We start from the raw sequence: 14385 nt of genomic DNA on the forward strand, positions 1-14385 counted from the left end.
CCGCCCAACCGAACGGCGGCGCGCCGTATTACCGGAGTACCGCAGGCTGGCCTGCTACAGGATCAAGGAATGAATGCATCACTGGTCATCCTGGCATTGACCGTCGCCAGTTTTCTGCTCGGTTTCCTGCGCGATCTGTTCATCGCCCGCGCCTTCGGCCTGAGCTGGGAAGCCGACCTGATCTTCGTCGCGCTGATCCTGCCGCTTTTCTTCGAGAACTTCCTCGGTCTCGCCCTGCGCGACACCATGATTCCCTACCTGCAAAAGCTGCGCAGTCAGTCGGAGACGCTGTTCGAGTCGGTCAGTCGTTGGCTGTACTGGCGCGTAATGCTGATGGGCGTGGCGGCCAGCGCCCTGGTGATCGTCGCCAGCTACTGGATTCTCACCCTGCTGGCACCGGGCTGGAGCGCTGAGCAGGTGGCGACCGGGCAGGTCGTGTTCTGCGTCGGCGCGCTGCTAATCGCCGTGCAGGCGACGCTGTACTGCCAGGGCGCACTGCTCAACATGGATAGCGTATTCATCCTGCCGATGACGCGCACCGTGCTGCTCAACGCGGGAGCGATCATCGGCATTCTGCTGTTCGAGCCGACCGGCATGGTGATTTTCATCGGCATGCTGCTGCCGCAGTTCGGCCTGATCGTCGCCCAGCACCGGCGCCTGGCCTATCTGCGCGGCGTACGGCACCCTGTGGCCGAAGGACACGGCAGCGCCTTCGGCCTGGCCTTCGCGCCGGTATTGCTGGCCGCCGGCGCGCAGCAGGCGTGCATCCTCGCCGAGCGGATGTTCGCCTCGTTCCTCGATGAGGGCAGCATCACCATGCTCTCGTTCGCCTTCCGCATTGTCACCATTCCGCTGACGCTGTACGCGATGTCAGTGCTCTCGGTGCTGTTCCCGCAATTCTCGGCGAGCTGGAACGATAACGACCACGGCGCCCACGCCGCGGTGATTCGCAAGGGGCTGCTAGCCACGCTGCTGTTCCTGGTGCCGGCGGCTGTGGTGCTCTGCTCGTTTCCGGACACCGTGGTCGCCGTGCTGCTCGAGCGCGGCCAGTTCGGCGCGGCGCAGACCAGCGCCACCGCCTCTCTGGTGATCATCTATGCGTTCGGCCTGCCGGCGATGGGGCTCGCCCTGCTCTGGGGGCGCGCCCTGCTCGCCCAGCACCAGACCCGGCTGTTCCTGGTGCTCACGCTGATCAGCTCGGCGCTGACCATCGGTCTCGACGCGGCGCTGTATCGCCCCTACGGCGCCGAAGGACTGGCCATCGCCTTCTCCAGCGGCGCGGCATTGCAGGCGCTGTTCATGGGCTTGTATGTCTACCGCGCATCGCCCAAGGGTCTGGGTATTGCCGTGCTGCTGCGCTGGGCGGCCACCGCAGCGGCGCTGGCGGTGGCGTTGCACTGGCTGCCAGAGCCACAGGGCTTTCTCGAGCTTTGCCTGTACATCGCGCTGGTGCTGGCCGGCTTCGCTCTCGGCGTGGTGCTGCTGGGCGAGCGCGACCTGTTCCGCCGCAGCTACTGGTCGATGCGCCGCGCCTGACCTGCGCTTCGGCTATTGCTGATCGACGCGCTGCAGCTGCTGCGCCTCGTATTTCGGATAGAGATGGGTGACGCTGCGGATCAGTTCGAAGCGCGTCAGGCTGATGCCGGCGAAGCGCTCGGGGATCGGGCTGTCGATCACCTCGTTCATGTCTGCGCCGCTGGCCGCGGCGTCGCGCAGCAGACCGTCGAGCCAGCCGAGGTAATCGCGCATCTGCACGAACGGCGCGTCGTCGCTGGCGACCGGCCCGTGACCGGGCACCAGCAGCTTCCACGGCTGGGCCTGCAACTCATCGAGATCGGCCAGCCAGATGTCCAGTCCCGGGCTGTTGGGCGTGGTCAGCGCGCGCTGGTAGAACAGGATGTCGCTGGCGAACAGCACGCCGCTGTTCTCATCGAGCACCGCCAGATCGGCGCCGGTATGCCCGCGCAGGGCGAGCAGGCGCAGCCTGTGGCCGCCGATTTCCAGTGTGCCGGGCTGTAGCGTTTCGTTCGGCAACACCACTTCGGTGCCGCGCATCCAGTCGCCAACCAGCCGGTACATGTTTTCCGCCATCGCATCGCCCTGCTCGCGCAGCAGCTCGGTGGTGCCGGCCAGCGCGGCGATGGGTACGTCGGCGAATGCCTGGTTGCCGAGCACATGGTCAGGATGGTGATGGGTGAGCAACACCTTGATCACCGGACGGTCGGTGACGCCCGCAATGGCCTCGCGCATGGCCTCGCCGTAGCGTTTGGACGGCCCGCTGTCGATCACCACCACTCCTGTCTCGGTGACGATGAAGCCGGTGTTGACGATGTTGCCGCCGTTGCGCTGCTCGAAGTTGTCGGTCGAACCTTCGAGCAGCCAGACATTCTCGGCGATCTGCTTGGGCCGCAGGTCGTAGCGCAGCTCGGCCTGCGCCGGCAGCGCCAGCCAGCAGGCAAGGATCAGGGTGAAAAGGCGCATGACGTCTCCTTGGCTGGGTGAACGGACGCAGGCGCGGTAGCGCTACAGCGCCGCCTCGAACTCATTGCCGTTGTTGTCGCGCAGCCACAAGCGGGTTTCCTCCTGGCCCTGGACCTCCAGGCTCAGGCTGGGGTTCTCGCCGACTGCAGGAAACAGTTCCAACGTCGCCAATACCTCGCCATCGACGGTGCGCAGTTCGACCTGGTTGACGAAGAATTCCGGAATGCCACCCACCAGGCCATTGTCCATCGGGTGCGAGACCTGCATGCGCAGTCGGCTGAATTCCCCGCGGGCAAAGCGTGCGCCGTGGACTTGGCCGAGACGGTCTTCCCACCCTGGCTGGGCCCGCACCACGCTGGGTGCCGTGCAGCCGCCACCGGCTGCATCGACCTTGGCGCCGCCGACATGCCAGACGCCGTCGCGTGTCAGCACTGCCGCGCGGATCGGCGTAGCCTGTTCGACGCGAATGCGGATGGCCACCAGCGACTCGACGCGCTCGCCGGGCGTGAAGGTAAAGATGCGCGGAATCGGATTGAGATCGGCCCAGGCCTCGATACGCACCACCTCGTCGCCGAGGGCGCGTGCATCGATATGCACCGGCACCTGCCGGGCATCTTCGGCGAACGGCGGGACCTGTACCTGCACACGCTCGTCGAACACGTAGGGCTCGCCGTTGAGCAGGTTGCGGTGGTGGTGTTCCCACATCACCGATTGCAGCGGATCGGGTTCGCCAGCCAGCAGGTTGCCGACCTGGGCGAACGTCAGAAGCAACAGCAGAACGCGCATGCTCATCTCGAACTCCTCGGGCGTTGCCCGGCGGCCCGCTGAAGGATGGCGTCAGTTGCCGGCCGCCATCTCGTTCTCTAAATCCTGATAAAGCCCGGGCAGCTCGTAGCGCAGCCCATAGCCAGCATAGATCTTCGCCAACCGCCCCTCGGTGATCATCGGCTCCAGCACGCCTTCCAGCGCGTAGGCCAGCTGGCGATTGGACTCGTGCACCGCCATGCCCAGATCCCAGACCTGCTTGCCCATATCAGGGTAGGCATTCTCCGCGAGCTTCAGATGGCTGTCGTTGGCCTGCTTGAGCAGCCAGTCGATCTCCCCACGCATGGCCATCGTCGCGTCCACCTCACCGGCCTGCATGGCGGCGAACGCGGCCTGCGGGCTGGGATAGTGGTGCAGCATCTTGCTCATGCGCCCGCCGAACACCGACGACAGGTAGAACGACGGCACGCTCTCGACCTCTACGCCCACCGGGTGGTACTGGAAGACCGCCACGGTCGGCACCTCCTTCAGACGGCGATCGTCGAAGGCGGACTGCCAGCGTTCGCGCTGATAAGGCCCGAACATCACCACCAGCTCATTGATCAGCTCGCCCAGCTCGTTGCGCTTGTAGGAGAACTCGCGGTCGTAGGGCACGCGCAGCATCACGTCGGCCAGCACGTTGGGGCGCAGGTAGTGCCCCTTCCAGATGAAGTTGCGCAGGTCATCGTCCAGCGTTTCGTCCGGCGCGACCCACAGCACCTCCAGCTTGAGGCCGAGGCCATCCGCCAGCTCGCGCGCCATCTCCACGTCGACGCCGCGTGGCTGACCGTCGACGACGAAGCTGTATGGCGGGAAGTCCTGGTACATCGCCACCTTGAGCACACCCGAGGCGATGATGTCGTCGTAAGCGCGCACCCGCACCACCTCGGCCTGCGCCAGTACGCAGCAGGCCGACAGGCACAGCGCGACGAGCCAGCGGCCGAGGCGCATCACCGCTTGGCCGCTTCGCTTTCGATATAGGTACGGATCGCCCACAGTGCTTCCTGGCTGAGGGTGTCGGCCATGCGCGGCATGTACACCGCACCGTCACGCACCGCGCCGTTGATCACACGCTCCTTGAACCACTCGTCGCCGTCGTAGCTGGCTTCCAGATCGCGCAGGTCGGGCGCGATACCGCCGGAGATTGCCTCCAGGCCGTGGCAACGGGCGCAGTTCTGGTTGTAGGCGGACGAACCGATCTGCACCGCCAGATCATGGTGTTCGCTCGGGGCGCGATAGGGGTTTTCTTCTGCCCACTCCTCGCCAAGGGATGGCAGGCCCTTGGTGTCCACCGCCTGCGGCGTCACATCACCATGCGCCAGGACCAGGCCGGACATACCCAGGACACCCGCCGCCAGCAGCGAGCGCAGAAAGTTCTTGTTGTTCATGACTACCACCTCTGTTCGGAACCTGTACAAGGCAGCCCCATCGGAGCGCATGGTGGCCATGTTGGCGGCGCGACCCGGTCGACAGAATCCTGCTTTGGATGCCTGCATCTCCTCCCTTGGTACTAGGTTTTATCCCCGTCTTTTGCAGCGGGTCGTGGTGGCACCGCGGTAGCAAGGCGAAAACAGCGCACCGATGGGAAGTTTTCCCGGCATCGGCGGGCGTTTTTCCGTGTCGGCGCCCGCGAGCGCGCTCCCACTATTCGTATCGCCAGGCTACCGGCAGACGGCGGCCTCGTCCGAATCGACCAAGGGAATCGCAACCATGACAACAAGATCGCACCCCGGCACAACCCGCCCGCTCGCCCTCGCCGTGCTGTTCGGCAGCCTCGCGCTGGCCGGCGTTGCCCAGGCCAAGCCGGTCAGCTGGGAAGACATCGCCAACGACCATCTGTCCACCGAGAACGTGCTGCAGTACGGCCTGGGCACCCACGCACAGCGCTGGAGTCCGCTGGCCCAGGTCAACGACAAGAACGTGTTCAAGCTGACGCCGGCGTGGTCGTTCTCCTTCGGTGACGAGAAACAGCGCGGCCAGGAATCCCAGGCCATCGTCCACGACGGTGTGATTTACGTGACCGGCTCCTACTCGCGCGTGTTCGCCCTGGATGCCAAGACCGGCAAACGCCTGTGGAGCTACGCCCACCGCCTGCCCGACGATATCCGCCCGTGCTGCGATGTGGTCAACCGAGGCGCCGCGATCTACGGCGACAAGATCTACTTCGGCACACTGGACGCCCGCGTCGTGGCGCTGAACAAGGACACCGGCAAGGTTGTCTGGAACAAAAAATTCGGCGATCACGACGCCGGCTATACCATGACCGGCGCGCCGACGCTGGTGAAGGACGGCAAGACCGGCAAGGTGCTGCTGGTTCACGGCAGCTCGGGTGACGAGTTCGGCGTGGTTGGCAAGCTCTTCGCGCGCGACCCGGACACCGGTGAAGAAGTCTGGATGCGTCCCTTCGTCGAGGGCCACATGGGCCGCCTGAACGGCAAGGACAGCACGCCGACCGGCGACATCAAGGCACCCTCCTGGCCGGACGATGCCAACTCGCCGACCGGCAAGGTCGAAGCCTGGAGTCAGGGCGGCGGCGCACCGTGGCAGAGCGCGAGCTTCGATGCCGAGACCAACACCATCATCGTCGGCGCCGGCAACCCCGCGCCGTGGAACGGCTGGGCGCGCACCTCCAAGGACGGCAAGCCGCAGGACTACGACAGCCTCTACACCTCCGGCCAGGTCGGCGTCGATCCTTCCACCGGCGAAGTGAAGTGGTTCTACCAGCACACCCCGAACGACGCCTGGGACTTCTCCGGCAACAACGAACTGGTGCTGTTCGACTACAAGGACAAGAATGGCAAGACCGTGAAAGCCACCGCCCACGCCGACCGCAACGGCTTCTTCTACGTGGTCGATCGCAAGGACGGCAAGCTGCAGAACGCCTTCCCCTTCGTCGACAACATCACCTGGGCCAGCCACATCGACCTGAAAACCGGCCGCCCGGTGGAGAACGAAGGCCAGCGTCCGCCCAAACCCGAACCCGGCGAGCAGCACGGCAAGTCCGTCGAGGTTTCTCCGCCCTTCCTCGGCGGTAAGAACTGGAACCCGATGGCCTACAGCCAGGACACCGGCCTGTTCTACGTGCCGGCCAACCACTGGAAAGAGGACTACTGGACCGAAGAGGTCAGCTACAAGAAGGGCTCGGCTTATCTCGGCCAGGGGTTCCGCATCAAGCGCATGTACGACGACCACGTCGGCATCCTGCGCGCCATGAACCCCACCACCGGCAAGGTCGCCTGGGAACACAAGGAAAAACTGCCGCTGTGGGCCGGCGTGCTGGCCACCAAGGGCAACCTGGTGTTCACCGGCACCAGTGACGGCTACTTCAAGGCATTCGACGCGAAAACTGGCGACGAGCTGTGGAAGTTCCAGACCGGCAGCGGAATCATCTCGCCGCCGATCACCTGGGAGCAGGATGGCGAGCAGTACCTCGGCGTGACCGTCGGCTACGGCGGCGCCGTGCCGCTGTGGGGTGGCGACATGGCCGTGTTGACCAAGCCGGTCGCCCAGGGTGGTTCGTTCTGGGTGTTCAAACTGCCGGACTGGGAAAAGAAGACCGCGCAGCGCTGAGTACCACGCCGTGCCCGCTACGGCCGGCACGGCGCTTCCCTGTAAGACGGTTCGCGGAGCGTTCCCATGGCATGTCTGGCCCCGAGTTGGCGCTCTCGCCGGCGCGCCACGCGAGCCCCCGCGCAACCGCCCCTCCCTACCGCTTCGCAGGAAAACCGTCATGAAGACCTCCCCGCTACTGCTTTTGCCTCTGGCCCTGCTCGCCGGTAACGCCGCGTTCGCCGCCAGCGACCAGCCCGCGGTCATCAATGGCTGCGTCATCCAGCCGGAAAGCCAGTGTCCGAACGCCGATCTGCGCGGCGCAAACCTGAGCAATCAGGATCTGCGCAAGATCAATCTCGCCGGCGCCAAGTTGGCCGGCGCCAACCTGCGCCACGCCAACCTGGACCTGGCCAATCTGGAGAAGGCCGATCTCAGCGGCGCCACGCTCAACCGCGCCAGCCTGCAGCAGGCCAATCTGCGCCTGGCCAACTTCACCGACGCCAAGCTGGTCGCCATTCAGGGCTGGGGCTTGTTCGCTCAGGCGGCACGATTCAATGGTGCGGACCTCACCGGTGCCTATCTCGAATTCGCCCGCCTGAGCGGCGCGAAGATGCAGCGCAGCACCCTGCGTGCCGCCGATCTGGAAATGACCTGGCTGAGCAAGGTCGACCTCGCCGGCGCTGACCTGACCGATGCCAACCTGCAGGAAGCCAAGCTCAACGATGCCAACCTGGCCGACGCCGTGCTCAGCGGCGCGCGACGGCATTACGCCACGTTTCAGGGAACCAATATGGAAGGCTGCAAGGATTGTCCGCACGACTGGGAAAAGTAGCCGGCGCGGGTGGATTCGGCATCGACTTGCCCGCCGCGCTCGGCTAGCGTTGCCTGATCGCTGCCGCTGGCGAGCCCCGGAGCACCGACGATGCAGCCCATCCGCATTCCCCTTCCTGCCGACAACGCCACCCTGCCGACCTTCGCCGGGCTGACGGCCGCACACATCATCATGCCCGCCGACGCCACGGCGCTGGCCAGGGCCATCGGCGAGCTGCGCGCCTGCCCCTGCGTCGGCTTCGATACCGAATCCCGGCCAACCTTTCGCGTCGGCGAAGTCTCCACCGGTCCGCACCTGATCCAGCTCGCCACGCCGACGCAGGCGTACCTGTTTCAGGTCATCGTGCCCGGCTGCGTCGAGGCGGCGCGCACGATTCTGCAGGCGCCAGATGTACTGAAGATCGGCTTCGGTCTGAAAGCGGACCGCAGCCGACTGCGCGGCAGGCTCGGCATCGAGCTGGCGAACTGCCTCGACCTCGGCACCATGCTGCGCTATCAGGACCGCAAAGGTCAGGTCGGCCTGCGCGGCGCAGTGGCCGGCGTGCTGGGCGCGCGTATCCACAAGTCGCGCCGCGTGGCGACCTCGAACTGGGCCAGCACCGAGCTAAGCGAGGCTCAGCAGGTCTATGCAGCGAATGACGCCTATGCCGCGCTACAGGTATTCCTCGGCCTGTCCGTCGAGCGGCAACATCTGCTGCTGCAGCTGGCCAGCACGCCGCCCCAACCGCGTCGCGCCAAGCCCAGGCAGCCGCTGCATGTAGACGGTTCGCGATGATCCTCCTGACGGTTCGCTGGCAGCGCTGATCGACGAACGCGGCCAGAGCTGCGGCCGTTGCCGCTCAACCGAGACCACGCGCGGTCCGCTGCAGCAGTGACAGCGCACCGTACGCCAGCACGCCCAGCGCGGCCGACAGCCACAGTGCGCCGCTGCCGTAATCATCGATCAACAGCGCGAAGACGAACGGCGCGAAGGCCTGGGCGAAACGCGCCGGCACCATCAGCAGCCCCTGGCGCAGGCCATAACCGTGTGGGCCGAAGATCACCAGCGGCAAGGTGCCCTTGGCGATGGTCAGGATGCCGTTGCCACCGCCGTGCAACAGGGCAAACCCGGTGGTCGCCGGTGCGCCGAACAGCATCACGCCGAGCGCACCGATGGGATGCGCGATGGCCGCCAGGCGTGCCGAGAGCAGCGGATGGAATCGCTGCAGCAAAACGAATTCCAGACAGCGCGCACCGACCTGCGCCGGCCCGACCAGCGCCGCGACGGCGATGGCCGCAGCCGCCGACAGCCCGGACTCCTGCAGCAGTCGCGGCAGGTGCGCCGCCATCGCCGTACTGACGAACCAGGTGGCCGCGAAAACGAACGCCAGCAGCCCCATGGTCAGGCCGGCGCCGGCAGGTTCCTGCACAGGCTTGTCGCCCGGCGGCGATGCGGGCTGGATACCCAGCGGAATCATCAGCCGGTTCAGCGGCAGACCGAGGACGATATGCGCCCCGGCCCAGACCAGGCAGGTGCCACGCCAGCCGAGCGCAGCCTCCAGCCAGCCGCTGATCGGCCAGCACACGGTACTGGCGAATCCGGCAAGCAAGGTAATCCCGGTGATCGCACCGCGCGCATCGCGGCCGTAGATGCCGGTGAGTGTGGAGAACGCCGACTCGTAAAGCCCCAGCGCCATGCCGATGCCGATCACCAGCCAGCCGAGCCAGAGCATCAGCGGCCCGTTCGCAAGGCCGAGGGTCGCCAGCCCTGCCGCGAAGACCAGACTGGAAAGCGCCAGCACATCACGCCCGCCGTGATGGTCGATGCGCTTGCCGCACAGCGGCCCGAGAACGGCCGTCACCACCAGCGCCAGGGAAAATGCGGCGAACACGGTGCCGGTGGCCAGGCCCAGCTCGCGCGCCATCGGCTCGGCGAGAATCGCTGGCAGGTAGTAGGTCGAGCCCCAGGCCAGCGTCTGCGCGCTGCCGAGTGCGAACACGACGCGCAGGCGCGACGAGCTGATCAACGCGTCTGGCCTGCCGCAGTCAGGTGTGACGACCTGGAACGGCGGATGACTGCACAAGCGTGGTTCATTGGGGCTCCGCTGGTCGCGCCGCACAGGATGGCGGCCAAGCACACCAGCATACGCAGTCTGCCGTGACTTTTTTGCGTCACGCCTGACACATCGCCCCGCAAAGCCGGCAAGCCGGACGCAAAAGACCCGTACGGTCTGCACGGGCCTTTATCCGTTCAGCTACAGCGCGTCCCATTGGTAGCGCACGCCCAGCCAGCCCGCGCGGGGTGCACCGGGGGCGATGAACTGCTCGTGGCGCCAGCCGTCCGGGTCGTCGGCGAAGGCGTTGCCGGCGCCGACGAAGGGGTTCTCCGCCAGCGCGCCGCTGGTGGCGTAACGCTTGTCGAACAGGTTGTCGACGCGTCCGAACAGCGTCCAGTCGCGGGCGAAACGGTAGTCGGCGGTGAGGTTGAGCACCGCGTAGCCCGGCAGCTTGCCACTGCCCTCGAACTCGCCGCTTGCCTGGTGGCGGTTGTTCTCGTTGCCGCGCACGTATTGCCCGGAGTAGGCCAGCAACGTGGTGCCCAGGCGCAGGCGCTCGTTCAGGTTCCAGTCCAGCCCGAGCTTGAGATTGTGCTTGGGCAAGCCCGGCAGGTGGTCGCCGCTGGCGATACGGATTTCGTCATCCGGGCAGCCACCCTCGCCTTCGGTGCTGTTGTTCTCGGCGAGGATGCATGCCGAGGAGCGGAACGTCGCCTGCAGGTAGGTGTAATCCGCGCGCCAGTCGAATGCACCGTAGCTGCCGTTCAGCCCCAGCTCGATACCCTGGCGCCGGGTGCGGCCGAAGTTGGTGAAATAGCCCTGGCTGCCACCGGTGCCGACGAACAGCAGATCGTCGTGGTTCATGCTGCGAAACGCGGTGACGTTCCACTCCGCCCCGCCGGCCAGCTGTCCGCGCACGCCGAGTTCGAGAGTACGGGTGACCACCTGCTCGAGGAACGGGTCGGCGGCCATCGCGTTGGGCAGGCTGCAGGGGTTCTGCGGATCGGCGCAGCCCAGCTCGATCGGCGTGGGCGCGCGATTGCCCTGCGAGAAGCCGCCATAGACGGTCAGCGCCGGTTGCAGCTGCCAGGCGAAACCCAGTGCCGGGTTGAGCTTGCGATAGGTGAAGTCGCCGTCGAGGTCATCGCCCATGCGATCGCTGTTGACCACGCGTGTGCGGTTGTAGCGCAGCGAGCCAGTCAGCTGCAGCGCCTCGGTCAGCGCCCAGGTGTCGGTTGCGTAAAGGCTGGAGGTGCGTGTACGACCGAGCAGGCTGTTGGCCTGTTCCTCGTCCTCGGTGGGCAGGATGCCGCGCTCGTCGGTCAGCTCGCCGCCCTGCTCGCTCTGGTGAAAGCTGGCGCGGGTGTTGTCATGCGACAGGCCGAAGGCGAACTGGTGATCGCCGGCATAACGCGTCCACTGCAAAGCCAGGCCGTAGGCGCGCTGCGCGGTGCGGGTACGGTTGAGCACGCCGCTTTGCGGGCCTTCGCCGATAAAGCCGGCGTCTTCCCACTCCTCGTACTCGTCCTCGTACTCGTCGTTGCCGTCACCGTTCAGCGTCGCGGTGCGGGTACGGCGCAGATAAACGGTGCCGGACAGCCGATCGGCATCGCTCAGCCAGTGACTGGCCGACAGCGCCATCAGATGGCTGCGGTTCTCGGTCTGGTCGGGATAGGTGAAGATCGCGTCGTGATCGCGGTCATGCATGCTCTCGGGCAGCAGGCCGTTGCCGATCAGGTCGTTGTCGGCGTGCGCGAGGGTCAGCGCGATGTCGGTGGTCGCGGTGGTCCAGGCGAACTTGCCGAACAGCTGGCCGACATCCGATGGCGAGTGATCGCGCCAGCCATCCTCCTCCATGCCCTCGGCCGCCAGATACCAGGAAAATTCTTCATGCTGGCCGCCGTGCTGCACCGCGCCACCCTTGCGCCCGAACGAGCCGGCGTAAACCTCGGCGGAACCGCCGGGATGGCTGTCGCCGCGCTTGGTCTGCAGCGCCAGTGCGCCGCCCAGGGTGTTCAGGCCGTACAGCGGATTGGAGCCAGGCACCAGCGCCATGTCGGCGATGGCGCTGCGGGGAATCAGGTCCCAGTGCACCACATCGCCGAAGGCCTCGTTGACCCGCACGCCGTCGAGGAATACCGACAGACCCTGGGCGGTGCCCAACAGCGGCGATGCGGTGAAGCCGCGGTAGTTGAGGTCGGCCTGGTACGGATTGCCCTGGGTCTCGTTCAGATTGACGCTCGGCAGCCCGCGCTGCAGCGCCTCGGCGAGCGACTGGCCGCCGAGCTTGCGCAGTTGCGCCTCGTCCAGCGTCTGGACGTTGGCCGGCAAGCGATCCTTGGACAGACCGATACCCGGCAACGGTGTGGTGGCGACGATTTCTTCGCTGGCCAGTTCGAGCGGTTCGGCGGCATGCGCCATACCTGGCAGCAGGCTGGCGATGGCGAGCGAAAGCAGCGTGCGCCGGGGCAGCGCGCGGCGGCAGACCTGATACGACATGGATATTCCTTGTTGTTGTGCGGCGAATCGAACGGATCACGGCTGCATGCTGGCAACCTGCCAGACCGATTATCGAAAGCCGCCGAGTCGCGCCGACAGGGAAGAATTCCCGGTTCGCCCGGGAAAATTTCCCGAACCGCCGGCACTTGGTCGTACGACCGATGGCGCGGTACGGATGAAGACCTGCGTGGCGACCAGGCACGCCGAAGCCGCCCGCCAGCGACGGCAGGCGGCTTCGCGAACAGGAACAGGCAGAGTCGTGGCGGGCTCAGGCCTCGCAGAGCATGCGTTCGCCGACGCGCAGCAGGCCCTGGTCGATGGCCAGGTGCACCAGCTCCGCCTGGGAGCTGACGTCCAGCTTGCTCTTGAGCAGAGCCATGTGATTGGAGACGGTCTTGCTGCTGATGCACAGCCGCTCGGCGATCTCACGGTTGCCGATGCCGCGGGCGAGCATGATGAAGATTTCCATCTCGCGCGGGGTCATCTCGGCCAGACGCCCCTGCATCGGTGAGGTGCTGGGACGCTGGCGCGCCAGTGCGGTGGCCAGCGGCTGCTCGATGAAGGGCTGACCGGCAAGCACCTTGCGCACCGCCTCGACCAGCACGTCCGGCGCGCAGCGTTTGGTCAGGTAGCCGGACGCCCCGGCATCCAGTGCCTGGCGCACCAGTGCCAGTTCGTCATGCATGCTGAAGATCAGCACCGGCAGCAGCGGCAGGCGCTGGCGCAGGCGCCGGCAGGTCTCCAGCCCGCTGATGCCAGGCAGCCCGAGGTCCAGCACGACGAGGCTGGGAATTTCCTCCTGCACCCGTTGCAGCGCCAGCTCGCCGCTCTCGGCCTCGGTCACCACCACCTCGGGCAGCAGCGCGGTAAGCAGGCTGGCGTAGCCCTGGCGCACCACCGCGTGATCGTCCACCAGCAGGATTTTCATGCTGTCGCTCCTTTGCACGGCAGGTTGAGATAAAGCGTCCAGCCCCGTCCCGGGCAGTGCCGCAAACGAAGGTTGGCGCCGAGGCAGCGAGCCCGCTCGCGCATCGAACGCAGACCGACCCCGGCACGCTGCGGCGGCTCGCCGTGGCCGTCGTCACGCAACAGCACACGCAGCCCATGCGCGCCGCCGCGCAGGCGCAGACGCACGCAACGGGCCTGCGCGTGGCGCGCGACATTGGTCAGCGCCTCCTGCAGCAGCCGGTACAGGTGCAGCTTGTCCTCGGTGGTGAACGCGGGAATCGCTCCGCACAGCTGGAGCTGGCATTCGATGCCCTGCGCGCCCTGCCATTGCTCGACCAGCTGGCCGACGGCCTCTTCCAGCGGCAGGTGTTCGAGCATCACCGGATAGAGATCGCGCACCAGTGTGCGAAACCCATTCTGCAGATCGAGGCTGTGCCGCTCCAGATGCGCCGCGGTTTCACGCACCGCATCCGGTTGCTCGGCCTGGATGCGCAGCAGGCAGGCGCGGGCGCGAATGCCGGCGACGTACTGGCCGAGATCGTCGTGCATCACCTGCGCCAGACGGGTGCGTTCGCGCTCCTGCAGTTCCAGCAGCGTGCCGGTGAGCCGCGCATTCGCCGCCTCGGCCTCCTCCAGCGCGCCGGCCATCTGGTTGAAATGTCCGGCCAGCCGGCGTGCTTCCGGCAGCCGCCGCGCCACCAGCCGCGTGGCCAGCTGCCCACGGGAAATCTGCCGCAGGCCGCCGAGCAGGTCTTCCAGCACACCGAGCGCGTGGCCGACCGCCCAGCGTATGGTCAGCAGGCTCAGCGCCAGTGCCAGGCCGAACAGCGCAAGCAGCTGCAACAGCGAATCCCAGACTTCTTCCACTTCGTCGTCGGGATTGACCGCCAGGCGAATCTGCTCCCCGTTCGCCCGCTCGATGACGCGCGCCGGCATCACCTGCGGGTACAACCAGCGGCTCAGCCAGGGCCGACCGGACGGCTCGGCAGGCTGCTCATCGCCGGCCGCCACTCGCTCGATGCGGATATGTCGCAGGCTTTGCTCCAGGCCGGCGGCCGGCGCCTGCGGCTCATCGCGCAGACTGAGTGCCAGGTAGTCCACAACCTGCTGCGCGGCATCGAGTTCGCGCTGCACGTCATGCGCAGCCTGGCGCAGCAGCACGGCCGTGCAGACCAGCGCCACCGCGACGAAGAACAGCGTCACCAGCAGGTAGGTACGCCTGAGCGCACTCATG

The 14385-nt window shown here is 66.6% G+C and carries 12 protein-coding genes; 4 read left to right on the forward strand and 8 right to left on the reverse strand.

Annotation, left to right across the window (positions count from 1 at the left end):
• Positions 1–69 precede the first annotated feature (69 nt).
• Positions 70–1536 (forward strand): lipid II flippase MurJ, encoded by a 1467-nt coding sequence (locus tag HU825_RS15610; RefSeq protein ID WP_054093089.1) that lies wholly within the window; start codon positions 70–72, stop codon positions 1534–1536.
• Between the two features lie 12 nt (positions 1537–1548).
• Here HU825_RS15610 and HU825_RS15615 read toward each other — a convergent pair whose 3' ends face one another.
• The 4 genes from HU825_RS15615 to pedF are packed head-to-tail and all read right to left on the reverse strand — an operon-like array spanning position 1549 to position 4673.
• Positions 1549–2481, reverse strand: coding sequence for a quinoprotein relay system zinc metallohydrolase 1 (locus tag HU825_RS15615; RefSeq protein ID WP_043295682.1), 933 nt, complete (start codon positions 2479–2481; stop codon positions 1549–1551).
• 42 nt (positions 2482–2523) lie between these two features.
• Positions 2524–3273, reverse strand: coding sequence for a quinoprotein dehydrogenase-associated SoxYZ-like carrier (locus HU825_RS15620; protein WP_234302413.1), 750 nt, complete (start codon positions 3271–3273; stop codon positions 2524–2526).
• A 45-nt stretch (positions 3274–3318) separates the two neighbouring features.
• On the reverse strand, positions 3319–4236 hold the full coding sequence (locus tag HU825_RS15625; protein WP_043295685.1) for a substrate-binding periplasmic protein: 918 nt from the start codon (positions 4234–4236) through the stop codon (positions 3319–3321).
• Positions 4236–4673 carry a cytochrome c-550 PedF gene (gene pedF / locus HU825_RS15630; protein ID WP_077683417.1) on the reverse strand — a complete coding sequence of 146 codons (438 nt, stop codon included), beginning with the start codon at positions 4671–4673 and terminating at the stop codon, positions 4236–4238. Before pedF ends, HU825_RS15625 begins: the two co-directional genes overlap by 1 nt.
• Before the next feature lie 322 nt (positions 4674–4995).
• Here pedF and exaA point away from each other — a divergent pair, with 322 nt between their 5' ends.
• The 3 genes from exaA (at position 4996) to HU825_RS15645 (ending at position 8443) form a co-directional block, all read left to right on the forward strand.
• Positions 4996–6855: a quinoprotein ethanol dehydrogenase gene (gene exaA / locus HU825_RS15635; protein ID WP_077683418.1), complete on the forward strand. Its 1860-nt coding sequence runs from the start codon at positions 4996–4998 to the stop codon at positions 6853–6855.
• A 160-nt stretch (positions 6856–7015) separates the two neighbouring features.
• Positions 7016–7669 (forward strand): pentapeptide repeat-containing protein, encoded by a 654-nt coding sequence (locus HU825_RS15640; protein WP_043295689.1) that lies wholly within the window; start codon positions 7016–7018, stop codon positions 7667–7669.
• Positions 7670–7759: 90 nt separating this feature from the next.
• Positions 7760–8443, forward strand: a complete 684-nt coding sequence (locus tag HU825_RS15645) for a 3'-5' exonuclease (RefSeq protein WP_234302414.1) — start codon at positions 7760–7762, stop codon at positions 8441–8443.
• A 64-nt stretch (positions 8444–8507) separates the two neighbouring features.
• Here HU825_RS15645 and HU825_RS15650 read toward each other — a convergent pair whose 3' ends face one another.
• From HU825_RS15650 to HU825_RS15665, 4 genes are all read right to left on the reverse strand, one after another.
• Entirely contained in the window at positions 8508–9674 is a 1167-nt protein-coding gene (locus HU825_RS15650; protein WP_234302415.1) for an MFS transporter, read from the reverse strand.
• A 228-nt stretch (positions 9675–9902) separates the two neighbouring features.
• Positions 9903–12203 (reverse strand): TonB-dependent receptor, encoded by a 2301-nt coding sequence (locus tag HU825_RS15655; protein WP_234302416.1) that lies wholly within the window; start codon positions 12201–12203, stop codon positions 9903–9905.
• Positions 12204–12471: 268 nt separating this feature from the next.
• On the reverse strand, positions 12472–13131 hold the full coding sequence (locus HU825_RS15660) for a response regulator (RefSeq protein WP_008567927.1): 660 nt from the start codon (positions 13129–13131) through the stop codon (positions 12472–12474).
• The gene (locus tag HU825_RS15665; protein ID WP_054093097.1) at positions 13128–14384 is read right to left on the reverse strand and encodes a HAMP domain-containing sensor histidine kinase; all 1257 of its coding nucleotides are present in this window, start codon (positions 14382–14384) and stop codon (positions 13128–13130) included. Before HU825_RS15665 ends, HU825_RS15660 begins: the two co-directional genes overlap by 4 nt.
• Between the last annotated feature and the right edge of the window lies 1 nt (position 14385).

This window comes from Pseudomonas phenolilytica, from assembly GCF_021432765.1.
GTDB lineage: Bacteria > Pseudomonadota > Gammaproteobacteria > Pseudomonadales > Pseudomonadaceae > Stutzerimonas > Stutzerimonas phenolilytica.